Below are 25274 nucleotides of genomic sequence, written 5' to 3'. Positions count from 1 at the left end.
CGCACGCATCGGTTCACCTGGTCGCGCGATCCAGGGAATCGTGGTGCACAGGTCAGATCTGGTGCCGGCGAGCCAGCTCGATGAAGGCTTGCAGATAGGGCGTCTGCATATCCTCTTCGCGAGCGCCCAGGTGGATTTGCTTCGAGATGCCAGATTGGCCAAGTCTGACTGTGGTGATGTCAAGTTTCGAGGCGAACTCTTCAGCCAGCCATCTAGGCAGGGCCGCGACGCCGCGCTGACTGGCAACCATCTGCAACATAATGTCGGTGGTTTCGATGGTCTTGTGCCGCCGTGGCGAGACGCCGGCTGGCGTCAGGAACTGCGCGAACACATCGAGTCGCTCGGGAGTGACCGGATAGGTAATGAGTGTTTGCGATAGCAGTTCTCCGGGCTCAATAAAGTCACGAGCGGCCAGTGGATGAGCGTGCGCCACAACCAGCACCTGTTCGTAGTCGAACACGGGTGCGAACAACAGTCCGGGTTTGTGTAGCGGGTCGGGTGTGACCAGCAAGTCAATCTCGTAGGCAAACAGGGCACCAATCCCGCCGAACTGGAATTTCTGTTTGACGTCAACATCGACGTCAGGCCAGGTGGTCAGATAGGGCGCCACAATCTTGAGCAGCCACCGGTAGCAAGGATGGCATTCCATGCCGATCCTGAGTGTGCCGCGTTCACCTCGCGCATACTGTTGCAACTGCTCTTGCGCGACGTTCAACTGGGGCAGGACCCTGCGTGCCACACCTAACAAATACTGCCCGGACTGGGTCAGACGTAACCCACGACCGTCTTTGGTCCATAGCGGTGTGCCGAGCTGGGATTCAAGCTTTCTGATTGAGTGGCTCAACGCTGACTGGGTCAGACATAAGGCGTTTGCGGCGGCTGTTAATGAGCCCTGACACTCGATTTCATAGAGGATAGCGAGATGGATGCGCTCAATCATATATGAGTAAAAATAATTATTTGGTGAAAAATGATCATTTTACGTCATGAGTGAGGTGCTTCTACGATTGAGCCTGTTTCGTTTCTTCAGACAGGACAGTCGTCATGGTCACTCTTCACAATCTTGGATTTCCGCGCATTGGTCGTAACCGCGAACTTAAGTTCTCGCTCGAGTCTTACTGGAAAGGTCAGTCAACCCGAGAGCAACTCTTGCACACCGGTGAGCAGGTTCGCCGAGAAGGATGGGCCACCCAGTCATGCCTGGACCGGGTGCCCGTTGGTGATTTTTCGTTCTATGACCAGGTGCTCGACATGAGCTTCACGCTGGGAAACCTGCCTGCACGGGTGAAAGGTCAAGAAGGCGGCTCTCTGGACAGCTATTTCAGGGTTGCTCGTGGTCGTTCGGTTGATCTCCCGGCGGATGCCCCCTCTTTGCCCAGGAGTCAGGACAGCCACAATCACCACAAAACTCACGATGTCCAGGAGGTCACCTGCTGCCATGCGGTGTCCGCAGGTGAGATGACCAAATGGTTTGATACGAATTACCACTACATTGTCCCGGAGTTTGATGCGCGCACCCAGTTCAGTCTGGATGCCACACGTCTGCTGGAACAAATCGATCAGGCCCGTGAGTCAGGTGTGACCCATCCCAAGCCCGTGATCATTGGACCAGTGACTTATCTCTCCCTTGGAAAGTCCAAAGATGGCTGCGACAAGCTTGCCTTGCTAGATCAGCTTGTGCCGGTTTACGCGCAGTTGCTTGAAAGCCTGGCAGATCGGGGGGTCGAATGGGTGCAGGTCGATGAGCCCATTCTGGTCACGGAACTGGACAGCCGATGGCAGCATGCGTTCAAAACGGCCTATCATGGGCTCAAGGGCAGCCGGGTCAAGTTGTTGCTGACGACCTATTTCGGACAACTGGGCGAGAACCAGTATCTGGCTGCGCATCTGCCTGTTGCCGGTTTGCATGTTGATGTGGCGACGAGCCGTGCTGACCTTGTTCCTCTTCTGAACTTGCTCCCGACCCATAAAGTCCTGTCACTTGGTGTGATCAGCGGCCGGAACATCTGGAAAGCAGACCTGAATGGAGTGCTCGACTGGCTTGAGCCGCTGGCTGATCGACTCGGGGATCGGCTCTGGATCGCGCCGTCGTGCTCGTTACTGCATGTGCCGGTTGACCTGGACAGTGAAACCTCGCTCGACCCGGAAATTCGCTCATGGCTTGCGTTTGCTGTACAGAAGCTCGATGAGTTGGGAGTGCTAGGCACCGCGCTGACGAACGGGCGTGATGCAGTGCGCGAGTCTCTGGATGCTAACCGGCACGCGATCGAATCCCGACGTAATTCGACCAGGGTGCATAACCCGCGAGTTCGATCTGCGGTGAGTTCGGTGACGCCAGGAATGGGGCAACGGCAGCATGGCTATGCACGGCGAGCGGTGCTGCAGGCCGGGTGGTTAGATCTGCCGAAATATCCAGCAACAACGATTGGCTCATTTCCGCAGACGACGAATATTCGTCGGATGCGCAAGGCCTATCGGACCGGAGAACTGGACCGTGTCGGGTACGAGTCGGCGATTCGTGGCGAGATTCAACGTGCTATACGCGAGCAGGAGAAGCTGGGTCTGGATGTGCTGGTGCATGGAGAGGCAGAGCGCAATGACATGGTGGAATATTTTGGTGAGCAGCTGACCGGCTATGCGTTCACAACACATGGCTGGGTGCAGTCCTATGGTTCACGTTGCGTCAAGCCGCCAATCCTTTATGGGGACGTCAGTCGTCCCCATCCTATGACGATTGACTGGATTCAGTACGCACAATCGTTGACTGACCGTCCCGTCAAAGGCATGCTGACTGGTCCTGTGACCATTCTCAACTGGTCGTTTGTGCGCGACGATCAGCCCAGGCGCGAGACCTGCCGGCAGATAGCACTGGCGATCCGCCAGGAGGTGCTGGAGCTTGAGGCCGCAGGCATCCGGATCATCCAGATCGACGAGGCCGCGCTGCGTGAGGGTTTGCCGTTGCGCCGGTCACAGTGGGATGCCTATCTTCAATGGGCAGTCGAGTGTTTCAGGTTGGCAGCCAATGGCGTTCAGGATCAGACACAGATTCATACACACATGTGCTATTCGGAGTTCAATGACATCATCGTGGCGATCGCGAACATGGATGCAGACGTCATCACAATCGAGACCTCGCGCTCTGACATGGAGTTGCTTGATGCGTTTGACCAGTTCGACTACCCGAACGAGATCGGTCCAGGTGTGTATGACATCCATTCGCCGAATGTGCCGTCTACGTCACAGATGGTTCGACTGATGCAGGAGGCTGCAAGGCGTATTCCCTCACACCGACTCTGGATCAATCCGGATTGTGGCCTCAAGACGCGGCGATGGGAAGAAGTCCTGCCAGCGCTCAGGAATATGGTCAATGCAGCACGAGAGCTTCGGGCATCAGAGGGCTCCGGGGCGTCGCAAGTTCGTGTCGAGCATGTTGGTCATGTCCGGCCTGCAGTGACCATCAACTGAGATGGACCGAGTTGTGTTGATTCAGTCTGTTCTGAAGGCTTGATCGCAGCATAGCGTGCGGGCATTAATGGCTGATTGAAACGTGGTGTCTTTTGAAATGGACAAGGCGAATTTTTAAGGTTACTATGATATGTATCTTTAAAAATCTTTCGGGACAGATTCGTAGATACGCTCGGTTTGCCGCAGTTTACTGACTGCCAGGATCAGCGGGTTATATGAAAGGATCTTGTCCCGGTTGTCAGGTCTCGTCATGTCCCGTTCAGATCTTTGCACGACAGAAGAAATCACCCAGATGGTTCATGCTTTCTACAAGCGTATCCGTGTTGACGAAGTGCTGGGGCCTATCTTCAACCAGAATATTCATGATTGGGATCGTCATCTCGCGACTATGGTGAGCTTCTGGTCCTCGCTCATGATCGGTGCTGGAACCTATGACGGCACACCCATGCCCAGGCATGCCGCGCTGCCTGGGTTGAGCGCTGACCTTTTCAGGCGGTGGCTCAATCTGTTTGATCAGACAACGTCTGAGCTGCCAAATCAGGACATGGCAGGTCGTGCCAGGGAGTACGCGAGACGTATTGCGCGCAGTCTGTGGTTTGGCTACCAGATCTCTCGCTCTCCAAACGCAGCTCCGCTGGATCTTGACCATGTCTGATTCCGTCAAGATCCAGACTGCTCGCAGGTCTCATGCTGCCCGGCCCAGCCTGGAGGCGTTTCTCAGCCTTGGATTTCGACCGCTTTATATTGCCGGCTGTGCCTGGGCACTAGTCTCGATTGCGATCTGGATATTTACCCCTGAGTGGCTGACAGGGCAATTGACAGGTGTTGCCTGGCACGCACACGAAATGCTTTGGGGGTTCGTGGTCACGATCGCGGTCGGATTTCTGCTGACTGCCAGCGCAACCTGGACGGGTCATAATCCGATTCAGGGCAAACCTCTGGGCTGGTTGCTGGTGCTGTGGATAGTTGCCCGCGCGGGCTATCTGGCCTCGCCACAGTGGATGTTTTACGTGGCCATTGCAGCGGAAACGCTGTTCTTTCTCGTGGCAGCACACAGTGTGATGAGGGTGGTCCTCAAAGCTGCGAGCAGGCGTAATGATGGAGTGCCGTATCTGGTTGCAGGGCTAGGCGTCATCAATCTGCTGTTTCTGCTGGCAGCCTGGCAGGGTGATTACGCAGCCTTGATCCAGCGATTCAATCTGGGTCTGATCTGCATGGCAGTGATCGCATTGCTGATTGGTCGCCGGGTCATACCATTCTTTGCAAATCGCCGGGTTGATGGGCTGAATCTGCCGATGCTCACCCGAAGTGGCCAGGTGCAGATTGGTCTTGGAGTGCTGGCCATTCTGGGTGGCCTCACAGGTCAGTACGTGCTGATGGGGGGCATTCTGGGTATTGTCGGACTGATGGGGCTGGTCCAGGTATACCGCTGGAAGCCTTGGGCCGTGCTGCATAACCCGATGCTCTGGATCCTGTATCTGGGTTATGCGTGCCTGTCTGCCGGACTGGTTGTGGCTGCCTTGCATTTTGTGGGGCTCTTGACGGTAACGCTGGATCGGCCCGCGACGTTTGTTCATCTGATCGGCATGGGCGGATTCGGCATATTGATCATCGGTATGGTCACCCGAACAGCGCTGGGTCACCTGGGGCGACCTCTGGCACTCGACGCCAGCATGCTGGCGAGCTATGTGTTGGTGACCGTTTCGGTTGTTTGCAGACTTTGGGCCCTGTTCCCGTCAGCGATGTCGGCGTTTGCCCTGCAGGCATCAGCTGTGACCTGGATGCTTGCGATGGCGCTCTATCTCTGGCGCTTCGTTCCCATACTGATTCGGCCGCGTGCAGACTGATCATGCGCCTGACTACGCTCACCGACTATGCCATGCGGCTGCTGATCTATGTTGGCCAGAACCCGGACAGGCTTTGCACGATCGCCGAGATCGCGCAGGCACACGGGATCTCCGAACCTCACCTCATGAAAGTTACCCATCGCCTCGCACAGACTGGATGGCTTGAGACCGTCAGAGGAAAAAACGGTGGTATGCGCCTTTCAAGGCCGCCCGCCCAGATCCGTCTGGGTGATGTGATACGTGACACGGAGAACGACCTGTCACTGGTGGAGTGTTTTGCAGGTCACAGCAACTGCGTGCTTCTTGGTAGCTGTCGTCTGGCGGGTGTCCTGAGCGGTGCGCTCGATCAGTTCATGAACTATCTGGATCAGTTCACACTGGCAGATATCCTGCCCTTTGATGCACTCACAATGCCGCCGACCACGCCTGGTTCTGGTGACATCCCGCCCGATTCTGCAGGTAGGGGCCGAGATGGCTTTGTGAGAATTGTTCCTCACCACTAGTGTCCGGTTAAACCGGTAATTTTTTCAGTGAAAGCCAGTATTGGCGCGGCTTTCGAGACGATTTTGTTTGGTGCCGATTTGAAACTGAATTCTTCATTTTTGAGTACTTTCGAAAGGGTAGACCTTTTGGGAGTGGCTCATGAACGTCGGCAAGACCTTGTTTGCGCAACTCATGGAGTTCGTGCCCTGGACGAGCTTTGGCCGGATTGTCGAGCGCTACGGTGGCAACACACGGGTTCGCCGGTTGAGCTGTGCAGAGCAATTTCGAGTCATGGCCTTTGCGCAGTTGACCTGGCGAGAAAGTCTGAGAGATATCGAAGTCACGCTCGGTGCACATCCCAGCAAGCTCTACGGTATGGGCTTTCGTCACAGCATTCGTCGCTCGACCCTGGCCGATGCCAACGAGTCTCGGGACTGGCGCATCTGGTCCGATCTTGCGGCGTTGCTGATCAAACGTGCCCGCAAACTGTACAGCGACACGGATCTGGTCGGCCTCGATCTCAAGAACACAGTCTATGCACTGGACTCCACTACGATCGACCTCTGCCTGAGTCTGTTCGACTGGGCCAGCTTTCGACAGACCAAAGCAGCGGTCAAGATGCATACACTGCTCGATCTTCGAGGAAGCATCCCGGCTTTCATCCATATCAGCAACGGCAAGATGCACGACGTCAACGTGCTCGACGTCATGCCTGTGGAGGCAGGTTCGTTCTATGTCATGGACCGCGGCTACCTCGACTTTGCTCGTCTGTTTGCGATGCATCAGCGCGGCGCGTTCTTTGTCACCCGAGCCAAGTCCAATACCCGGATGCGAAGGATCTACTCGCGGCGTACCGATCGACAGAGTGGCGTCATCTGCGATCAGACGGTGGTGTTCAACGGATTTCTTGCCGCACGACACTACCCAGAGCAACTGCGAAGGATCCGGTTCAAAGATCCCACGACGGGCAAAACGCTGGTCTTTCTGACCAACAACTTTGCGCTCGCGCCCCTGACGATTGCCACGCTTTACAAGAATCGCTGGCAGGTCGAACTGTTCTTCAAGTGGATCAAGCAACACCTCAGGATCAAGAAATTCCTGGGCAACAGCGAGAACGCGGTCAAGACGCAGATCTGGTGCGCTGTCTCGACCTACGTACTGATTGCCATTGTGAAAAAGGAACTTCAAATTGAGGCCTCACTCTACACTTTGCTACAGATTCTGTCGGTGTCTGTCTTCGAGAAAACCCAGCTTTTATGCGTCTTTCGAGAGACTGATGACCAGAATGAACGAACCGATCTTCCTAAGCAATTGAAATTATTCGAAAGTTAACCGGACAGCAGTGGTTCCTCACAAAGTCGCGCCAGATCCTGACCAGGCGGGTTCAGCCTAGTTCTGGTCAGACGCGGTCACACCGAACAGTGAAAGGCTGGGCTTTCAGGTCGTCCATGACAGCTGCGCCGACTTCACCTTCGACATCCGAAATCACGTAACCGATCTGTCCCATTGTCTGCAGGTGCTGGCTAACGATGTTCAATCCGTGTGATGCCATGACGTTACTCAGCGAACCGAGAGCGCCTGGCACGTTCTTGTGAGTGTGCAGAATGCGTGCCGATCCTGCTGGGGGCCGGTAGCTGATTTCCGGGAAATTGACCGATCCTTTTGTGGCGCCGGCGCGTGCAAACTGCACCAGTTTCTCCGCCACCTCGCGACCGATATTCTCCTGAGACTCCTGGGTACTGCCGCCAATATGCGGTGTCAGGATGACATTCTGCATGCCTCGCAGCGGGCTGTCGAGCGGCTCGTCGCGACCTTTGGGCTCGGCCGGGAAAACATCAAGTGCTGCCCCGCTTAGGTGATCTGCCTTGAGCGCTTCGTGCAGCGCGTCGATGTCAACCACCGTGCCCCTGGATGCGTTGATCAGTATGGAACCAGGCTTCATTACCGACAAGGCTTTTGCATCGATGATGTTTTTGGTCGATGATCCTCCTGGCACATGCAGGGTCACCACGTCTGATTGATTCAGCAGTTTTTTGAGAGAGCCGGCGGGGCGTGCATTACCAAGCGGTAGCTTGGCCTCGACGTCATGGAATACGACTCGCATGCCAGCTGCCTCGGCGAGCGTGCCGACCTGTGAACCAATGTTGCCATAGCCGATGATCCCGAGCGTCTTGCCGCGGGCTTCGAACGCACCCTCCGCGGTCTTGTCCCAGAACCCCTGGTGCACGCGTGCATTCTTTTCCGGTATGCGGCGTAAAAGGAGGATGGCTTCTCCGAGCACCAGTTCTGCGACTGACCGAGTGTTGGAAAAGGGGGCGTTAAATACAGGAATGCCACGCAGCAGTGCTTCGTCTACGTCCACCTGATTGGTTCCGATGCAAAAGCATCCGATGGCACGTAAAGATTTTGCGGCCTGCAGCACGGCTAGATCAACGTGAGTGCGCGACCGTATGCCGAGAATCGTTGCATCAGAAACGGCCTCCAGTAAAGCGTCCCTTGAGAGGGCCGAAGAATGTGTGATGATCTCTGATTCGCCAGCCACCCTGAAAACTTCGCTGGCGCTGGGGTGGATATTCTCCAGGAGTACGATGCGTGTCATGGATCTGAGGACCTTTGTGCGATTTTATGTAACTTGCTTCAGTGTTCTAGTATGACGCACCCCGATGAAAGCTTACGTAGAAACCCTGATCGCAGTAATCTGATGTGTTGGTGTGCGGTGCAAGTGCAACGCAGGGTGTGGCCTGCTTGCAGACGTTGCACGGCGCGTCGGCGATAATATTGACGAGATTCAAACTCTCAGATTGTGAACAGATCGGGCGAGCAAATTGTCGCCGGCGCGTCAGAGGATTCCAGCATGTTGGTCGCAGGCGGATCGTTGATCCATGTTTTGCGCAAAGTCGATGCCCAGGCGCACCGCCTGTTAGCCGTGGCCGTTCTCTTTAGCGGAGTCATGTTCATCTGGCCGCTCGTGTCAAGTGTGCTCGAGGGTGACCATCTGGAGTGGTTTGCACAGGACTCCTGGCGCGACGTCCTGAATGCCGTAGGACTGGCGCAGCTTCCAAGGGTTGTGATCTCACTCTCGCTGGTGCTGATGTCATTTGGCTTGCTCTCCAGAGCCAGGGTTGCCTGGGTTTTTACGTTGGTCATGTTGACACCCGCTATCTGGGTTTCGGTCTATCAGCACGATGGCCATCTCACCGCAAGCAGTATTTACAATGGTCTTCTGGGACTTGCTCTCCTGCATTACTGGAGCGCTTTCGGCCGCAGCAGTGTGGCCGCGGCCACACTGTTTGCGCTTTCCAGTCTGGTATCACTTTTCTGGTACGCGATTCTCGGGGTGTTGTATCTGGGGCACGAGTTTGCTCCGAAGGTGCTTTCATTGCCAGATGCCGTATATTTTGCGGTGGTGGCCATGACTACGGTCGGATTTGGTGACATTGTCCCGGTTTCCGAAGCTTCCCGGATGTTTGTGGTCTCCGTGATTCTACTGGGCGTGACGGTGTTCGCAAGTGCACTAGGTGCAGTCCTGGTGCCAGTTGTGTCGGGAAAAATCCGGTCAATGATTCAGCGTAAGGCGAGGCTATCCATGAAGAAGAACCATACGATCCTGTGCGGAGCAACGCCGCTGGCTCTGGCCCTGTATAAAAGTCTGATCGCAAGGGCCGAACCAGTGACAGTGATCATCAAGCCTGGCTTGCATAATGAGTATCCCGCCTCGACCGATCTGATTGAGGGTGACGCCGCCAGCGATGAGGTTCTCGAACAGGCCGGAGTCAAACAGGCGAGCAACGTGCTGGCTATGCAGGATGAGGACGCAGAGAATGCCTTCATTGTTCTGGCTGTTAAAGCAATTGATGGTTCTCAGGCCAGGACAATAGCGGTCGTCAACAACAGCCAGAATCTGGAGAAGATTCGTCGAGTCAAACCAGATCTTGTGTTTTCTCCGCAGCTGCTGAGTGCCGAGCTGCTGTCGAGAATCCTGAGAGGAGAAAAGTTTGATGCAGATCTTATCTCCGAGCTCTTTGTTGCCAAACCGATCCCGGCCACTGTTGATCAGGATCAAGATGAGACGATGGAAACGAGCCGGGCTTCGAAGGGGGGCTGAGTGTTCGGGTGTAATCTGACGCAACCCTGATAGACGTCGGCCGAATCAGCCTTGGTAGCCGGTGTCATAGCATGTCACCCAACGGAATCGATCGGTGTGACTGGGGCGTTTTACAATCTAAGCAGCCTGTCAGCCTGTCTCCAGCTTTATTGGCACAGCTTGTTTTGCACCGCTGATAGACACCTCTCGCCATCACGATACGGTCCTGTCTTCAAATCACAGTCGTCACTTTTAAAAGCTATTGTCATGTCCCAGTCCGTTCTCAATATTGCTGCATACCGGTTTACACCGCTGTCTGATCTGCCTTTGTGGAAGGAGCGCTTTCTCATGCGAACGCGCGAACTTGACCTGCGCGGAACGATTCTGGTGGCTCATGAAGGTATCAACCTTTTTCTGGCGGGGACTGAGCAGGCCGTCAATGACTTTGTGACATGGTTGCGTGAAATCGAGCCGTTTGCCGAGATAGAAGTGAAGTACAGCTGGTCTGACACGGTTCCGTTCAAACGCATGAAAATCAAGATCAAGAATGAAATCATTCGTATGAATCACCCCTCGGTGCACCCATTTGAAGGGCGAGCACCGAGCGTGGACTCACACACTGCCCTGCGCTGGATCCGGCAGGGGCAAGATGATGAGGGCCGTCCCGTCATGTTGCTCGACACACGCAATGAGTTCGAAATCGAGGCAGGGACCTTCAAGGGTGCCCAGCACTGGCATCTGGATCGGTTCACCCAGTTCCCGGAGGCTGTCCACGATCACTATGATGAAATCAGGGACAAGACTGTGATCAGCTTCTGTACGGGGGGTATTCGCTGCGAGAAAGCGGCGCTTTACATGAATGAGGTCGGGCTCGATCATGTTTACCAGCTTGAAGGTGGCATCCTCAAGTATTTCGAGGAGACGGGCGGAGCCGAGTTTGAAGGCACGTGTTTTGTGTTTGATGAACGTGAGACCCTGGATCCTGGCTTGCACCCAAAGCCGATCGTGGCGCACGAAGAAAGCGAGACCGGGGTGGACAAGGCGGACAAGGCGGACAAGACCTGACGCGGTCAATGGCAATGAACGGAGCAGGTCAGTGTGACAACCTGACGTGCTCCGGGTCGGACTAGGGTATCAGCGTACGCGCATGCCGGGCTGTGCACCTGAAGCCGGATCAAGCAGATAAATGCCCGAATCCACCTTGTCATCAGCGTGCCCTGCGGCGAGTACCATTCCTTCCGATAGGCCAAACTTCATTTTTCTGGGGGCCAGGTTGGCCACCAGAACGGTGAGCCGGTTGACCAGATCTTGCGGCTTGTAGGCCGACTTGATCCCGGAAAAAACTTGACGGGTCTTGCCTTCACCTGCGTCCAGCGTCAGTCTGAGCAGCTTGTGAGAACCTTCCACCTCTTCGCATGCGACGATCTTTGCAACCCGCAAATCGACTTTCAGGAAATCGTCGATCGTGATCGTCGGCGCGATGGCTTCACCACCCGGCTCGACAGCAGGCGCAGGAGCAGCTTCAGGCATCTCAAAAAGCGAGTCGACCATATCGGGAGTGACCCGTTGCATCAGGTGCTTGAAGGGGGCAATCGTGCGCGGCAGTACGCCTGCGTCAGCCCAGACAAAGTCTCTTTCCATCCCGAACAGTTCCTGCGCGATGCGGGTCGACAAGGCAGGGAGAATCGGGGTGAGCATGACGGACAGGGCCTTGAATCCGGCCAGTGCGGTCGAACAGATGTCCTGCAGGCTTTCCTTGTCTTCATCACTGGCTGAACTGATGCCTTTGGCCAGTACCCAGGGCTGAGCCGTATCAAAAGCCTGATTGATGATATCGGCCTGGGCCATGATCTCCCTGATCGCCCGACCATATTCTCTGGCTTCGATCAGCCCGCGCACTTCGTCTGCGACAGATTGCCACTGGAAACTGAGCACACCTTGATCGCCTGTGTAGGCCAGCACGCCTTCAAAATGACGTGTGATGAAGTTGGCTGCGCGACTTGCGATGTTGATGTACTTGCCGACCAGGTCGCTGTTGACGCGGGCAATGAAATCGTCCGGGTTGAAGTCGATATCCTCGACCCGGCTGTTGAGTTTGGCCGCCAGGTAATAACGCAGCCACTCCGCGTTCATTCCGATTTCGAGGTAACGCAGAGGAGAAATGCCGGTGCCTCGACTCTTGGACATTTTTTCCCCGCTCACCGTAATGAATCCGTGAACGTTGATCTGGTCTGGCACCTTGCGGCCGGAGAATTTCAGTGTGGCGGGCCAGAACAAAGCATGAAAATAGACGATGTCCTTGCCGATGAAGTGAATCTGCTCTGTTTCACTGTCCGGACTGACCAGTTTTTCGAAATCGAGACCGCGCAAGTCGCAATAGGCTTTCAGTGACGCCAGATAACCGACTGGCGCGTCAAGCCAGACGTAAAAGTACTTGCCCGGCGCATCAGGTATCTCGATACCGAAATACGGTGCATCGCGCGAGATGTCCCAGTCACCGAGTTTGGCCTCCTGGCTGTCGTCGCCCAGCCACTCCCGCGTTTTGGCCAGCACCTCAGGCTGCAGGTGAGGGATCCCGTGTCGACCCTTGCCCTTTGTCCATTGTTTCAGAAACTCGACGCAGCGAGGATCTGATAACTTGAAAAAGAAATGCTCGGAGTTTCTAAGTTCTGGCCGGGCACCTGAAATGGTCGAGTAGGGGGCGATCAGGTCGGTCGGGGCGTAGACTGCACTGCAAACCTCGCATGCGTCGCCGTACTGATCTTTAGCATGACATTTGGGGCACTCGCCCTTGATATAACGGTCGGGCAGGAACATACCCTGCACAGGGTCGTAAAACTGTTCAATGGTTTTGGTTTCGATCAGTCCGGCAGCGACCAGTTTGCGGTAGATGTCCTGGGACAACGCCGTGTTCTCAGGGGAGTCGGTTGAGTGCCAGTGATCGAAACGGATATGAAATCCATTCAGATAGGTGGGTCGCTCCTGAGCATACCGGGCGACCAGATCCTGTGGCGTAATGTTCTCAGACTGGGCCTTGAGCATGATGGGGGCGCCGTGAGTGTCGTCCGCGCCTACAAAATGGACGGTGTGTCCGGCCATCCGCATGGCTCTGACCCAGATGTCAGCCTGGATGTACTCCATGATGTGGCCAATGTGGAAGGATCCATTGGCGTAGGGCAGGGCGGTGGTGACGAACAGCGTGCGTGACATACATTCTCCGACAGGGCGAGACAGCCAAGGCACAGATTTTAAAGCATGGAGGGCGTTCACCCGATGGGGGCGATGAGGCGAGTGCCGACTGGTGATCAGGATTCGTCGTGATTCGGCGACTGATTTGCAGTCGGGAACTGGCAGCGGCTCAGGTCACTTGCAGATGGGCAGGCGACAGGAAGTCTGTGTAAAAGAGGCTACCCGGGAAAGTCGACCCGATGAAGATGGCTTTGTTCGTGTCGCTGGCGGGTACTGCGCCGGGTCTGCTCAAGCGGACGCCTGGCCATTGAAGCTGGTCAGGGAATGTCGCGCGCCTCGACATCAGTCACACCGTCACGTGGTCGCACGCCCGAACGGACCCCTGTCGGGAATACGGGTTTGCGTTCAGTCTGGCGTGTCGTCCAGTATTCTTGAACAGAGAACTTGCGACCACGAAAGCGCGCGACGACATAAAGCACCGCGACCGCTATGATGGTCGAGAATGTGAACACAAGCGCCATGAACAGACCGATCATGGCGATCAGTCCAAAAGCCAAAGCGCGAAAGATGCGGGTCAAGGTTTCCATACAGAAAAGTATACGACCAGTTTCCCGCGCGAGTGTGATAACCCGTTCAACGTATTGTAATTTTTTGAAACAGAGCAAAATGACTGTCAGCGAACAAGATATTCGGGCCGTTCTGGCCAGAACAACCGATCCTCTCACGGGCAAAGCCTATGATGAAATGATTGCCTCGATGGATGTGTCAGGCGGTAGCTGGCGACTCACGCTGGCGCCCGGGTACCCGGCACAGGAAGGCGGTGGCGATGTATTCAGGCCATTGCGCGATGCGCTGGCTGCTGTCGGGGTTGAATCAGTTGATCTGTTGGTGCAGCCGCGGATTCAGTCTCACAGGGTACGGGCGGGTGTCGATCGTGTCCCGGGCGTGAAGAACATTGTGGCAGTTGCCTCTGGCAAGGGCGGAGTGGGTAAAAGTACCACCGCCGTCAACCTGGCCCTGGCGCTTCGCGATGAGGGGGCCAAGGTGGGTATTCTGGACGCTGATATTTACGGACCAAGCGTGCCTTTGCTTCTGAACGTGTCAGGCAAACCGGAATCCCAGGATGGCAAGACGATGGAGCCACTGGTGGGCCACGGCATCAAGTCCAACTCGATCGGATATCTGATTGATGCCGATGCCCCGGCCATCTGGCGCGGTCCGATGGTGACTCAGGCGCTTGAGCAGCTTCTGAGGCAGACGCGATGGGGTGATCTGGATTACCTGGTTGTCGATATGCCTCCCGGGACGGGTGACATCGCACTGACGCTGGCGCAGCGCGTACCGGTGACGGGCGCGGTGATTGTGACAACGCCCCAGGACATCGCCTTGCTTGATGCTGTCAAAGGCGCGCGCATGTTCGAGAAGGTCGAAGTTCCCGTGCTGGGGATCATAGAGAACATGGCCGTACATGTGTGTTCTCAATGCGGTCACGTCGAGCATCTGTTCGGCGAAGGGGGGGCGCGCAAGATGGCGCAACAGTTCAATGTTGGTGTGCTGGGTAGTCTTCCGCTGGCGCTTGCTGTTCGGGAGGACGCGGATGCGGGTCAGCCAACTGTTGCGCGATCGCCAGAGTCTGAAGTGGCTTCCATGTATCGTCAGATAGCGCGCAATCTGGCTGGACAGGTCGCAGCCTTGCCACGTGACATGTCAAGTAAGTTTCCATCAGTTGTCGTCGAGAAAAAGCGCTAGTGGGTGATTGCCGGTCAGTGGGAGTCAGACCATCCTGGTATGCCAGAGCGTGCATCCAGGCATCCTCAGGGCCTTGCTTTTTTGTTCCACGGGGGGCGCAACTGGTTGGCCGCACCCTTGCGATCGCGGTTGCGCACAGGTTCCTGGTGGCAGGGAATAGATGAGGCTTGCTGTATTCAGCGCGCAGTCGCCTTCGTGAAGGTAAAATTCAGGGCTTTACCTCAGTTCAGGGGCTGACATGAGCATCAAGAACGATCGCTGGATTCGCGAGGCCGCCCGGCAAGGCATGATCGAGCCGTTTGAAGCGGGGCAAGTCCGTGAGAATGAAAAGGGCAAGATCGTCAGCTACGGGACCAGCAGCTATGGGTATGACGTACGTTGTGCTGACGAGTTCAAGATTTTTACCAACATCAATTCGACGATTGTTGACCCGAAGGCTTTCGACGAGAAGTCCTTTGTCAATTTCAAAGGGGATGTCTGCATCATTCCTCCCAACTCGTTTGCGCTGGCCCGTACTGTCGAGTTCTTCCGGATTCCCCGAACGGTTTTGACGGTCTGTCTCGGGAAGAGCACATACGCCCGCTGCGGAGTCATTGTCAACGTCACACCTCTCGAACCGGAGTGGGAAGGCCATGTGACGCTCGAGTTCAGCAACACCACTCCCTTGCCCGCCAAGATATATGCTGGTGAAGGCTGCGCACAGATGCTGTTTTTTGAGAGCGATGAGGTTTGTGAAACCTCCTATCGTGACCGCGGTGGTAAATATCAAGGACAACGTGGGGTCACATTGCCCCGCACATGACTCTCTGGAGCAGCATCATGAAATTCCGCTTTCCAATCTTCATCATTGATGAGGATTACCGTTCCGAGAATGCTTCAGGCCTGGGTGTGCGAGCGCTCGCTTCTGCGATCGAAGCCGAAGGCGTTGAAGTCATCGGTGTGACGAGTTATGGCGACCTGAGTTCGTTTGCCCAGCAACAGAGTCGGGCCAGTGCATTTATTCTCTCCATCGACGATGAAGAGTTCGAGATTGATGCTGCGTCCGGCACCTCGAGTGTGATTCAGAATCTTCGTGCATTCATCGGCGAATTGCGGTTTCGAAACGCCGATATTCCGATCTATCTGTACGGGGAGACGCGAACGTCAGAGCACATTCCCAACGATATTCTGCGGGAGTTGCATGGCTTCATTCACATGTTTGAAGATACGCCCGAGTTTGTTGCAAGACACATCATCCGCGAGGCAAGAAGTTACGTCGACGGACTGGCGCCTCCCTTCTTCCGGGAACTGGTCAAATATGCGCAGGACGGGTCCTATTCGTGGCATTGCCCAGGTCACTCAGGAGGTGTTGCCTTCCTGAAGAGTCCTGTCGGGCAGATGTTTCACCAGTTCTTCGGCGAGAATATGCTGCGTGCCGATGTCTGTAATGCGGTCGACGAGCTTGGGCAGTTGCTGGATCACACAGGTCCCATTGCGGAGTCTGAACTCAACGCGGCACGAATTTTCAATGCAGACCACTGTTTCTTCGTGACCAATGGTACGTCGACGTCCAACAAGGTAGTCTGGCATGCTCACGTGGCAGCAGACGACATCGTGGTGGTGGATCGTAATTGTCACAAGTCGATTCTGCACGCGATCACCATGACGGGGGCGATTCCGGTTTTCTTGCGACCAACACGCAACCATCTTGGCATCATCGGACCGATTCCGCTTAGCGAATTCGAGCCGGAGAACATTCAGAAGAAGATCGAAGCCAATCCGTTTGCGCGCAGGGCGCGCAATCACAAGCCACGAATCCTGACGCTTACGCAGAGCACCTATGATGGTGTGATCTACAACGTCGAGATGATCAAAGAGCGGCTAGGCGACAAGATCGATACGCTGCATTTCGACGAGGCGTGGCTTCCACATGCGACGTTTCACACGTTTTATCGGGACATGCACGCAATCGGAGTGGATCGTCCGCGCTGTGAGCGTTCGATGGTTTACGCGACGCACTCGACCCACAAGCTGCTTGCCGGAATTTCTCAGGCATCCCAGATCGTGGTGCAGGAACCCCTGAGCAGAAAGCTTGACCGAAACGTCTTCAATGAAGCGTATTTGATGCATACGTCCACTTCGCCTCAGTACGCCATCATTGCCTCATGTGATGTCGCAGCAGCCATGATGGAGCCCCCTGGGGGAACCGCGCTGGTTGCCGAAAGTATCCGTGAGGCCATGGACTTTCGGCGAGCCATGCGCAAGGTGGAAGCAGAGTACGGTGATGCGGACTGGTGGTTCAAGGTATGGGGCCCTGACAAACTGGTGACCGAAGGAATGGGGACGCAGTCGGACTGGATGCTCAAGGCCAACGATCACTGGCACGGTTTTGGTGATCTGGCGACCGACTTCAATATGCTCGATCCCATCAAGGCGACGATTGTGACGCCTGGACTCGATATGTCTGGGCATTTCGGGGAGACTGGCATTCCCGCCGCGCTGGTTTCCAAATATCTGACTGAACATGGTGTGGTGGTTGAGAAAACAGGTCTGTATTCGTTTTTTATTCTGTTTACCATTGGTATCACAAAAGGGCGCTGGAACACTTTGCTCACGGCTTTGCAGCAGTTCAAGGATGACTACGACCGCAACCAGCCGCTTTGGCGCATCCTGCCGGACTTTTGCAAAGGGCATCGCCAGTATGAGCGCATGGGACTGCGAGATCTCTGCCAGAAGATTCACGAAGCCTACCGCGCACATGATGTTGCCAAGCTGACGACCGAGGTCTATCTCAGTGACATGGTTCCAGCACTCAAGCCGTCAGATGCGTTCGCGCACATGGCTCATGGTGAGGTTGAGCGGGTGTCGATTGATGATCTCGAGGGACGGGTGACGGGCGTGTTGCTGACACCTTACCCGCCTGGTATTCCTTTGCTGATTCCCGGTGAGCGATTTAACAAGACAATCGTTCAGTATCTGCAGTTTGCAAGAAAGTTCAATGCGAGTTTTCCGGGGTTTGAAACCTACATTCATGGACTGGCCGACGACCGGACTGAGAATGGCGAGATCCGGTACTACGTCGACTGCATCCGTGAGGACTAGGTTTGTCTGCTTATGATGTTGCGGTGATTGGCGCAGGGGCGGCCGGCATGATGAATGCCGCCCGCCTCGGGCGAGCCGGATTGCGGGTTGTACTTATCGACCACGCGAGCAAGCTGGCCGAGAAAATTCGTATCTCGGGTGGGGGGCGTTGCAACTTCACCAATCTGGATGTCTCTGCGCGTAACTTCATCTGCACGAATCCGCACTTTCCCAAGGCTGCGCTGTCCGCTTATACGCCGCAAGACTTTTTGCGTGAGATTCAAGCCCATGGTATCGCCTGGCATGAGAAGCATCGTGGCCAACTGTTTTGTGACACGAGTAGCCAGGCCATCATTGACTGGCTACGTCTGCAGTGCGATCAGGCGCAGGTGGACTGGAGAATGGGGTGCACGGTCCTGGATGTGCAGAAGGTTGCTGAGGGTTTTCTGCTAGGCACAGAATCCGGGCCGATCATATCCGGACGACTCGTAGTTGCCACAGGGGGCATGGCTTTGCCGCAAGTTGGCGCGACCGATTTCGGTTTGAAACTGGCTCGTCAGTTTGGGCTCAGGATCATCGAGCCCCGGCCTGCGCTGGTCCCCCTGAAATTCGATAGCGAGCAATGGAAAGGTTTGACTGAACTGGCAGGGGTCGCATTGCCCGTAGATCTGGGTGTGAGTTCTGTTTTTGGTGGCAAGCAAGGTGTGGTCAGGTTTGCCGAGGATATGTTGTTCACCCACCGCGGGCTGTCAGGACCTGGAATATTGCAGATTTCGAGCTACTGGCGTCCCGGTCAGCCGCTGCGTATCAATCTTGTCCCATCAGTCGATCTTGAGCAGTTTCTTATCGACAACAAGCAGCAGACCAAACAGAGTTTGCTGGCCGCGCTGGGTCTACATCTACCGAAGCGGCTTGCGCAGTATTGGGCGGGCGAACTGGGCACGCGGCGTCTGGCCGAAATGCCGGATCGTCAGGTTCGCGAGTTGGCCAGACAGATCGCTGGCTGGCAAATCACGCCTAGTGGCACTGAGGGCTACAAGAAAGCTGAGGTCATGAGCGGCGGTGTCGATACCTCAGAGCTCAATCAACGGTCATTTGAATCAAATCGCGTGCCCGGGCTTCACTTTATCGGTGAAGTGGTGGATGTGACGGGATGGCTGGGCGGGTATAACTTCCAGTGGGCCTGGTCTTGTGCCGTTTCTTGTGCCAGTGCGATTTCAAGCTTAAGTTCCAGCGTATCCAAACAAGACTGAGTCTTCCAGTATCACCTGGCTCAAATGCAGATACAAGCGTTTCAGTTTCCAGATCCTGACTTTATGTTCAATCCGGGTGCTCGCTTGGGCCGTTTGCTCCTCCCGAGTAGCGATTCTCTTGTCTGACGAGTCGACAGGATGATCGGTTTGAGTATTGTTCAAGGGGTAGACCTTCATCCTTGAGTCCAGTGATGCTCAATGCTACAAGCAAATGAAGAGTGTCTCATTTATGAATTTAGCAGGTCGCGCAAGACGACCGGTCGCACTACTTACAACGGAGACGGATAATGATTTTTAAAAAAGGATTGGCGGGCGTAGCAGCCGGCCTGATACTGACTGTGCCAATGGCTGCGATGGCGCAGTATCCAGAAAGGCCCATCAAGATGGTGGTCGGCTACACCCCAGGTGGTGCGGCTGACAAACTGGCCCGGCCACTTTCAGAGCGAGTTTCCCAGAGCATGGGACAGCAGTTCGTGTTTGACTACAAGCCCGGTGCGGGCGCGACGATTGCACTGGATTATGTTTCGAAACAGGACCCGGACGGTTACACCGTTCACTTAACGGACTCTGGCCCAATGACGATCGTTCCCCATATCCGTCAGGTTGGATATGAGTCACTGAAGAGCTTTGTGCCGCTTGGTATGGTCGGTGAAGGTGGTGTGGTTGTTGTCGTTCGCGAAGACTCTCCCGCCAGGACTTTGCAGGAGTTTGTCGAGCTGGCAAAGAAAGATCCTGCCAAATGGAGCTACGGTACGTCAGGCGTTGGTGGGGTCGCACATTTGGCAGGTGAACAGTTCAAGACGGCTGCCAGTCTGGACATCAATCACATTCCCTACAAAGGCGGAAACCCGGCCATGACCGAGTTGCTGGGTGGACATGTCCCTATTCTGTTTTCTTCGCTGGGTGCCGCAGCGCCTCACATCAAGGCCGGTACAGTGCGTGCCTTGGCGAACTCGGCGGCTAGCCGCAGTTCCATGTTTCCTGACGTGCCGACGATCGCCGAGCAAGGGTATCCGGGGTTTGACGCACAAATCTGGTTTGGTATGGTGGCGCCTGCCGGGCTGCCTGCAGATGTAGAGAAGCGCCTGGTCAGCGAGTTCGCGAAGGCGATGAAGGATCCCGAGGTCCAGAAAATCGTGAGACAGGAAGGTTACGAGCCGATGGATATGTCGCAGCAACAGGCTGCGGACAGGATTAACGCTGATTACGCTGCATGGGGTGAAACGATCAAGCAAGCGAACATCAAGTGAAGTGATTCGGGCATCGTGACAGGTCGTGTCACCATTGCGAATTGAGTCGCGAGAGGACCAGGTGTACCCGTTGGTATGCCTGGCTCCTCAGTCGCCAGTCCGGGTCACCTTAAAGACTTGTGATTCTGAGTCTTTTGGCTTAATCTTTCGAATCATGATGTGATAACTCTAGCGGGAGAGCGCTTTGCTGCAAGGTAAAGCCACCGAAGGCGCAATACGCCCATAATCGCTCAGGTTCATGTACCGCGCAGAGATCAGTCCGAAGTCCGGGCTGTCACACGACTCTGGAGAGACCCGCTGACTGCATGCGGGCGCCGAAGGTGCAAACCGGTTCAGTCTTCTTTCTGACCGGGCAACTCTCAGGCAAAAGGACAGGGGGGCAGAGACAACATACTGGTTGTCTTTGATCCCTTTTATAGCGAGTCCTTATGTCTGCTGCACTCAAACGAACCCCACTATACGAAGCTCACAAGCAGGCACAGGCGCGTCTGGTCGATTTTGGCGGATGGGAAATGCCTGTCAGCTACGGCTCCCAGATCCAGGAGCATCATGCTGTACGAGAGGGCGTCGGTGTTTTTGATGTCTCGCACATGCTGAGTGTGGATGTCACCGGACCCGATGCCAGGCTTTTTCTCCGCCAGTTGCTGGCCAATGACGTCGATCGCCTGAGCGTAGCCGGGCGAGCTCTCTACAGTTGCATGCTTAATCCGCGCGGTGGGGTGATTGACGACCTGATTACATATTTCTTTTCTGACACGGACTGGCGACTGGTCGTGAATGCTGGGTGCGCAGAGAAAGATGTTGCGTGGATGCGACGGGTAATTGCCCGTTTCTCGCTGGATGTTGCACTGACGCCACGTAGGGATCTGGCCATGCTGGCCGTGCAGGGTCCGCAGGCGAAAGATCGTCTGGCGCAAATCAGGCCAGAGTGGCGTTCTGTGCTTGACGACCTCAAGCCTTTCTCAGCGTCGCACCAGGATGATCTGCTGATTGCACGGACGGGATATACAGGTGAGGACGGTTTCGAGATTGCGATGCCTGGCGATCAGATCCAACCGTTCTGGGAGGCGTTAATCGCTGCTGATGTAGTCCCCTGTGGACTGGGCGCCCGTGACACCTTGCGTCTTGAGGCAGGTATGGCGCTGTACGGACAGGAAATGGATGAGCTGACTCTGCCCGCAGAGGCAGGGCTGAGCTGGACCATCCACCTCAAGGATGAGTCCCGTCTCTTTATTGGCCGGGATGCGCTCGGGCAGTTTGCTCCAGAAGCCCGGTTACTTGGACTGAAGCTGCTGGAAAAAGGCGTCATGCGCTCGTATATGCCGGTCCACACAGAACATGGTGCAGGTGAAATCACGAGTGGAACCATGTCGCCGACACTCGGGTTTTCCATTGCCATGGCCAGATTGCCCCTCGAAGTCAAGGCCGGTGATGAAGTTCGTGTCGAAATACGCGGAAAGTCTGTTGCGGCACAGGTTTGCCTATTACCATTTGTAAGGCACGGCAAGGCTGTGACACATTGAACCGAACATACCAAGTTTTTAATTCGAGGGAGTAACTGAATGAGCATTCCGAATGATCGCAAGTACGCACAGACACACGAGTGGATCCGCGCTGAGGGTGACGTGATGCTGGTAGGGATTTCTGATCCAGCCCAGGACCAGTTGGGCGATCTGGTGTTTGTGGGCGACGTGCGAGTAGGCGCCAAACTCAAAGCCGGAGATACCGCAGGTGTGGTCGAGTCGGTCAAGGCCGCCTCGGATATTTATGCTCCTGTTGACGGTGAGGTGGTTGCTTTTAACGATGAACTCGGTGACGCGCCGGAGAAGCTCAACGCTGATCCGTATGGCAACTGGATTTTTAAGCTCAAGCCTGTGAACCCGGATGACATCGAGACATTGCTCGATGCCGATGGCTACCAGGCGGTTGTGGACGCAAGCTGATATGACATTTGAACGACCAACGACTGAAGGTCCTTTTGTTGCCAGGCATATTGGCCCGGTGCAAGAGGATCGTGCACACATGCTCAAAGTGCTTGATGTAGAAAGCATCGAGGCGCTCATGGAGCAGGTCGTGCCGTCCTCGATCAGAACCAGAGACCCGCTGGATCTGCCGCAGCCGTACGATGAGCCAGGTGTCCTGGCTCATCTGAGAGAGCTGGCAGACAACAACCGGTTGATGCGCAACTACATCGGGCAGGGGTACTACGGAACCCACACACCCAATGTCATTTTGCGCAACGTGCTTGAGAACCCCGCCTGGTATACAGCTTACACGCCATACCAGCCGGAGATCTCTCAAGGACGACTGGAGGCAATTCTGAACTTTCAGACGATGGTCGCCGATTTGACCGGACTTGACATTGCCAATGCGTCTCTGCTTGATGAGGGAACCGCAGCGGCAGAGGCCATGGCGATGGCGTGGCGGGTCGCACGTGACAAAAGCCAGCCTTTCTTTGTTTCCATACATTGCCATCCGCAGACGCTGGAAGTGGTTCGCACCCGTGCCAGTGGTCTGGGGATCGAACTGATTGTCGGTGATGAGCTGACCCATTCGGTTGAGCAGTGCTTCGGTGTACTCGTGCAGTATCCACATTCGCTTGGGCGTGTGGTTGATTACCGGGAGCTGGCACAGACGGTTCATGCCCGGGGCGGGGTGGTGGTATGTGCCACCGATCTGCTTGCGATGATGGTGTTGAGTCCTCCCGGAGAGTGGGGGGCGGATATCGCGGTGGGCTCCGCGCAGCGATTTGGTGTCCCGTTTGGGTATGGTGGGCCGCACGCGGCCTTCATGGCGTGCAAAGATTCGTTCAGGAGGCATTTGCCTGGTCGCCTGGTAGGCGTTTCCAGAGATTCCATGAACAGTCCGGCATTGCGTCTTGCCCTGCAAACGCGTGAACAACATATCCGGCGCGAGAAAGCGACTTCCAACATCTGCACTGCACAGGTACTACTTGCCGTGATGGCTGGCATGTATGCATTGTGGCATGGTCCCGATGGCCTGCGTTCGATCGCGCAGCGTGTTCACCGACAGACTGCCTCGTTGCGTGAGGCGATCCTTGCTGTAGGACTTGACGTCGTCAACGAGACCTTCTTCGACACGTTGCTGCTTCGCGCAAAGGGAAAGGTAGCTGTCATCCACAGCCTGGCCCGTTCGCGCGGAATCAATCTGCGGGAAGTCGATGCTGAGCATCTTGCGATTTCTCTGGATGAGACGGTGACTGAGGATGATCTGGCCAGTCTGGTGTCAGTGTTTGAATCGGCACAGGGCATTTCGTCGGCCCAGGCAGGACAGCCAGGTGAAGGGTTGCCGGGGATTCCTTCTGCGCTAGAGCGCCAGAGCATCCCGCTGTCTCACCCTGTGTTTTCGAGTATCCAGTCTGAAACGGACATGCTGCGTTATCTTCGCAGGCTTTCCGACAAGGACCTTGCGCTGGATCGCACCATGATTCCGCTGGGCTCTTGCACGATGAAACTCAATGCGACAGTCGAGATGATCCCGATCACATGGCCGCAGTTCTCGGGGATCCATCCCTTTGCGCCGGAAGATCAGGCTCAAGGCTATCGCGAATTGATTGCGCGTTTTTCCAGGTATTTGTGCGAGATCACCGGATATGATGCGGTCAGCCTGCAGCCCAACTCGGGTGCACAGGGGGAGTATGCCGGTCTATTGGCGATCAAGGCTTATCACGAGGCCAATAATCAGGGACATAGAAACGTTTGCCTGATTCCGTCGTCAGCGCATGGCACCAACCCTGCCTCGGCCAACATGGTCGGCATGGATGTGGTTGTGGTGAGCGCAGATTCGCGTGGCAACGTGGACGTCGAGGATCTCAAACGAAAAATTGCCGAGGTGGGTGACAGGCTGGCTGCCCTCATGATCACATATCCGTCAACGCACGGTGTGTTTGAACAAGCCATTCAGGAGATCTGTGCGCTGGTGCATGAGGCTGGTGGGCAGGTTTACATGGACGGAGCCAACATGAATGCTATGGTTGGTGTGGCCAAACCGGGCTGGTTCGGATCGGATGTCTCCCATCTGAATCTTCATAAAACCTTCTGCATTCCTCACGGTGGTGGCGGGCCTGGCGTAGGACCCGTCGCGGTTCGTGCGCATCTGGCTCCCTATCTGCCGGGTGTGATTGACTCCAGAGGTGAGTTGCCTGCCAATGCTCCGGTAGGGCCTGTCAGTGCGGCCCCGTTCGGTTCTGCCAGCATCTTGCCGATTTCCTATGCGTACATTCTACTGATGGGACCGGATGGGCTGCGTCAGGCAACTGAGATTGCGATCCTGAACGCCAACTACATTGCCGCTCGACTGGCACCGCACTATCCGGTTCTGTATGCAGGACAGAACGGCAGAGTTGCGCATGAATGTATTCTGGATATCCGGCCGATCAAGGATCAGACAGGTATTTCCGCCGAAGATATTGCCAAGCGTTTGATGGACTATGGATTCCATGCGCCGACGATGTCTTTCCCGGTTGCCGGTACCCTCATGGTGGAGCCTACTGAGTCGGAAGGGCTTGCCGAGCTGGATCGGTTCATCGACGCGATGATCTCGATTCGCAAGGAAATCGATCAGATTTCAAGAGGGGAGATGGATGCAGAGGACAACGTCCTCAAGAATGCACCTCATACGGCACAGATGCTGATGGCTGACGAGTGGTATCACCCGTATAGTCGCAGTCAGGCGGCCTATCCGGTCGAGTCCTTGCGTCAGAACAAATACTGGCCACCTGTTGCAAGAGTCGACAATGCGTGGGGTGACCGTAATGTGATGTGTTCGTGCCCGCCGATACAAGAGTATGCCTGATTCGGTGCGTCCCGCAGATGGGGTGCATGGATTGACAGATGCCCTGCCAGATCTGACTCTGACCGGGCATCTTCCTGAT

Annotated in this window: 19 protein-coding genes and 2 riboswitches; of the genes, 15 read left to right on the top strand and 4 right to left on the bottom strand. The window is 55.6% G+C overall.

What is annotated here, in order from left to right; all coding sequences use genetic code 11:
• Positions 1-52: 52 nt before the first annotated feature.
• Positions 53-940, bottom strand: a complete 888-nt coding sequence (locus DBV39_RS12380) for a LysR family transcriptional regulator (protein WP_108621787.1) — start codon at positions 938-940, stop codon at positions 53-55.
• Positions 941-1044: 104 nt separating this feature from the next.
• Between DBV39_RS12380 and metE the strand changes: the two genes are divergently transcribed.
• The 5 genes from metE to DBV39_RS12355 all read left to right on the top strand — a co-directional run bounded on the left by metE (position 1045) and on the right by DBV39_RS12355 (position 7127).
• A complete protein-coding gene (gene metE / locus DBV39_RS12375; protein ID WP_108621786.1) occupies positions 1045-3465 on the top strand; it encodes a 5-methyltetrahydropteroyltriglutamate--homocysteine S-methyltransferase in 2421 nt (806 codons plus the stop codon).
• 250 nt (positions 3466-3715) lie between these two features.
• Positions 3716-4120: a group III truncated hemoglobin gene (locus DBV39_RS12370; protein WP_108621785.1), complete on the top strand. Its 405-nt coding sequence runs from the start codon at positions 3716-3718 to the stop codon at positions 4118-4120.
• Entirely contained in the window at positions 4113-5312 is a 1200-nt protein-coding gene (locus DBV39_RS12365) for an NnrS family protein (protein WP_108621784.1), read from the top strand. Before DBV39_RS12370 ends, DBV39_RS12365 begins: the two co-directional genes overlap by 8 nt.
• Positions 5313-5314: 2 nt before the next feature.
• On the top strand, positions 5315-5815 hold the full coding sequence (locus DBV39_RS12360) for an RrF2 family transcriptional regulator (RefSeq protein WP_108621783.1): 501 nt from the start codon (positions 5315-5317) through the stop codon (positions 5813-5815).
• A 139-nt stretch (positions 5816-5954) separates the two neighbouring features.
• Positions 5955-7127 carry an IS4 family transposase gene (locus DBV39_RS12355; RefSeq protein WP_407669199.1) on the top strand — a complete coding sequence of 391 codons (1173 nt, stop codon included), beginning with the start codon at positions 5955-5957 and terminating at the stop codon, positions 7125-7127.
• A 67-nt stretch (positions 7128-7194) separates the two neighbouring features.
• Here the strand turns inward: DBV39_RS12355 and serA are convergent, their stop codons facing one another.
• A complete protein-coding gene (gene serA / locus DBV39_RS12350; protein WP_108621782.1) occupies positions 7195-8394 on the bottom strand; it encodes a phosphoglycerate dehydrogenase in 1200 nt (399 codons plus the stop codon).
• A 255-nt stretch (positions 8395-8649) separates the two neighbouring features.
• On the opposite strand from serA, the gene kch reads away from it, so the two are divergent.
• Both kch and DBV39_RS12340 read left to right on the top strand, forming a co-directional pair.
• Positions 8650-9900, top strand: a complete 1251-nt coding sequence (gene kch, locus DBV39_RS12345; RefSeq protein WP_159078929.1) for a voltage-gated potassium channel protein — start codon at positions 8650-8652, stop codon at positions 9898-9900.
• Positions 9901-10146: 246 nt separating this feature from the next.
• Entirely contained in the window at positions 10147-10944 is a 798-nt protein-coding gene (locus DBV39_RS12340; RefSeq protein WP_108621780.1) for a sulfurtransferase, read from the top strand.
• Positions 10945-11013: 69 nt separating this feature from the next.
• Here DBV39_RS12340 and metG read toward each other — a convergent pair whose 3' ends face one another.
• Together metG and DBV39_RS12330 are read right to left on the bottom strand one after the other, a co-directional pair.
• Entirely contained in the window at positions 11014-13089 is a 2076-nt protein-coding gene (metG, locus tag DBV39_RS12335; RefSeq protein WP_108621779.1) for a methionine--tRNA ligase, read from the bottom strand.
• Between the two features lie 296 nt (positions 13090-13385).
• Positions 13386-13655, bottom strand: a complete 270-nt coding sequence (locus tag DBV39_RS12330; protein ID WP_108621778.1) for a hypothetical protein — start codon at positions 13653-13655, stop codon at positions 13386-13388.
• 79 nt (positions 13656-13734) lie between these two features.
• Between DBV39_RS12330 and apbC the strand changes: the two genes are divergently transcribed.
• The 8 genes from apbC (at position 13735) to gcvP (ending at position 25195) form a co-directional block, all read left to right on the top strand.
• Positions 13735-14817 carry an iron-sulfur cluster carrier protein ApbC gene (gene apbC, locus DBV39_RS12325; protein ID WP_108621777.1) on the top strand — a complete coding sequence of 361 codons (1083 nt, stop codon included), beginning with the start codon at positions 13735-13737 and terminating at the stop codon, positions 14815-14817.
• A gap of 238 nt (positions 14818-15055) precedes the next feature.
• Positions 15056-15619 (top strand): dCTP deaminase, encoded by a 564-nt coding sequence (gene dcd / locus DBV39_RS12320; protein ID WP_108621776.1) that lies wholly within the window; start codon positions 15056-15058, stop codon positions 15617-15619.
• A gap of 17 nt (positions 15620-15636) precedes the next feature.
• On the top strand, positions 15637-17898 hold the full coding sequence (locus DBV39_RS12315) for an arginine/lysine/ornithine decarboxylase (protein WP_108621775.1): 2262 nt from the start codon (positions 15637-15639) through the stop codon (positions 17896-17898).
• A gap of 47 nt (positions 17899-17945) precedes the next feature.
• The gene (locus DBV39_RS12310; protein ID WP_108623256.1) at positions 17946-19130 is read left to right on the top strand and encodes a BaiN/RdsA family NAD(P)/FAD-dependent oxidoreductase; all 1185 of its coding nucleotides are present in this window, start codon (positions 17946-17948) and stop codon (positions 19128-19130) included.
• A gap of 287 nt (positions 19131-19417) precedes the next feature.
• A complete protein-coding gene (locus DBV39_RS12305) occupies positions 19418-20380 on the top strand; it encodes a Bug family tripartite tricarboxylate transporter substrate binding protein (protein WP_108621774.1) in 963 nt (320 codons plus the stop codon).
• 162 nt (positions 20381-20542) lie between these two features.
• Positions 20543-20636, top strand: a riboswitch (glycine riboswitch).
• An 18-nt stretch (positions 20637-20654) separates the two neighbouring features.
• Positions 20655-20765, top strand: a riboswitch (glycine riboswitch).
• A gap of 43 nt (positions 20766-20808) precedes the next feature.
• Positions 20809-21903 carry a glycine cleavage system aminomethyltransferase GcvT gene (gene gcvT, locus DBV39_RS12300; RefSeq protein WP_108621773.1) on the top strand — a complete coding sequence of 365 codons (1095 nt, stop codon included), beginning with the start codon at positions 20809-20811 and terminating at the stop codon, positions 21901-21903.
• A 39-nt stretch (positions 21904-21942) separates the two neighbouring features.
• Positions 21943-22323 carry a glycine cleavage system protein GcvH gene (gcvH, locus tag DBV39_RS12295; protein ID WP_108621772.1) on the top strand — a complete coding sequence of 127 codons (381 nt, stop codon included), beginning with the start codon at positions 21943-21945 and terminating at the stop codon, positions 22321-22323.
• A 1-nt stretch (position 22324) separates the two neighbouring features.
• Positions 22325-25195, top strand: a complete 2871-nt coding sequence (gene gcvP / locus DBV39_RS12290) for an aminomethyl-transferring glycine dehydrogenase (RefSeq protein ID WP_108621771.1) — start codon at positions 22325-22327, stop codon at positions 25193-25195.
• Positions 25196-25274: the final 79 nt, after the last annotated feature.

Origin of the sequence: Orrella marina (assembly GCF_003058465.1) — a bacterium.
GTDB classification, from domain to species: Bacteria; Pseudomonadota; Gammaproteobacteria; order Burkholderiales; family Burkholderiaceae_B; genus Algicoccus; species Algicoccus marinus.
Note: the sequence above shows the minus strand (reverse complement) of the source record. Positions and strands in the feature narration are given on the sequence as shown.

Excerpts from the sequence above, each read along its gene's own strand:
- DBV39_RS12380 (WP_108621787.1), bottom strand. The coding sequence starts at position 940 with ATGATTGAGCGCATCCATCTCGCTATCCTCTATGAAATCGAGTGTCAG.
- metE (WP_108621786.1), top strand. The coding sequence starts at position 1,045 with ATGGTCACTCTTCACAATCTTGGATTTCCGCGCATTGGTCGTAACCGC.
- DBV39_RS12370 (WP_108621785.1), top strand. The coding sequence starts at position 3,716 with ATGTCCCGTTCAGATCTTTGCACGACAGAAGAAATCACCCAGATGGTT.
- DBV39_RS12365 (WP_108621784.1), top strand. The coding sequence starts at position 4,113 with ATGTCTGATTCCGTCAAGATCCAGACTGCTCGCAGGTCTCATGCTGCC.
- DBV39_RS12360 (WP_108621783.1), top strand. The coding sequence starts at position 5,315 with ATGCGCCTGACTACGCTCACCGACTATGCCATGCGGCTGCTGATCTAT.
- DBV39_RS12355 (WP_407669199.1), top strand. The coding sequence starts at position 5,955 with ATGAACGTCGGCAAGACCTTGTTTGCGCAACTCATGGAGTTCGTGCCC.
- serA (WP_108621782.1), bottom strand. The coding sequence starts at position 8,394 with ATGACACGCATCGTACTCCTGGAGAATATCCACCCCAGCGCCAGCGAA.
- kch (WP_159078929.1), top strand. The coding sequence starts at position 8,650 with ATGTTGGTCGCAGGCGGATCGTTGATCCATGTTTTGCGCAAAGTCGAT.
- DBV39_RS12340 (WP_108621780.1), top strand. The coding sequence starts at position 10,147 with ATGTCCCAGTCCGTTCTCAATATTGCTGCATACCGGTTTACACCGCTG.
- metG (WP_108621779.1), bottom strand. The coding sequence starts at position 13,089 with ATGTCACGCACGCTGTTCGTCACCACCGCCCTGCCCTACGCCAATGGA.
- DBV39_RS12330 (WP_108621778.1), bottom strand. The coding sequence starts at position 13,655 with ATGGAAACCTTGACCCGCATCTTTCGCGCTTTGGCTTTTGGACTGATC.
- apbC (WP_108621777.1), top strand. The coding sequence starts at position 13,735 with ATGACTGTCAGCGAACAAGATATTCGGGCCGTTCTGGCCAGAACAACC.
- dcd (WP_108621776.1), top strand. The coding sequence starts at position 15,056 with ATGAGCATCAAGAACGATCGCTGGATTCGCGAGGCCGCCCGGCAAGGC.
- DBV39_RS12315 (WP_108621775.1), top strand. The coding sequence starts at position 15,637 with ATGAAATTCCGCTTTCCAATCTTCATCATTGATGAGGATTACCGTTCC.
- DBV39_RS12310 (WP_108623256.1), top strand. The coding sequence starts at position 17,946 with ATGATGAATGCCGCCCGCCTCGGGCGAGCCGGATTGCGGGTTGTACTT.
- DBV39_RS12305 (WP_108621774.1), top strand. The coding sequence starts at position 19,418 with ATGATTTTTAAAAAAGGATTGGCGGGCGTAGCAGCCGGCCTGATACTG.
- gcvT (WP_108621773.1), top strand. The coding sequence starts at position 20,809 with ATGTCTGCTGCACTCAAACGAACCCCACTATACGAAGCTCACAAGCAG.
- gcvH (WP_108621772.1), top strand. The coding sequence starts at position 21,943 with ATGAGCATTCCGAATGATCGCAAGTACGCACAGACACACGAGTGGATC.
- gcvP (WP_108621771.1), top strand. The coding sequence starts at position 22,325 with ATGACATTTGAACGACCAACGACTGAAGGTCCTTTTGTTGCCAGGCAT.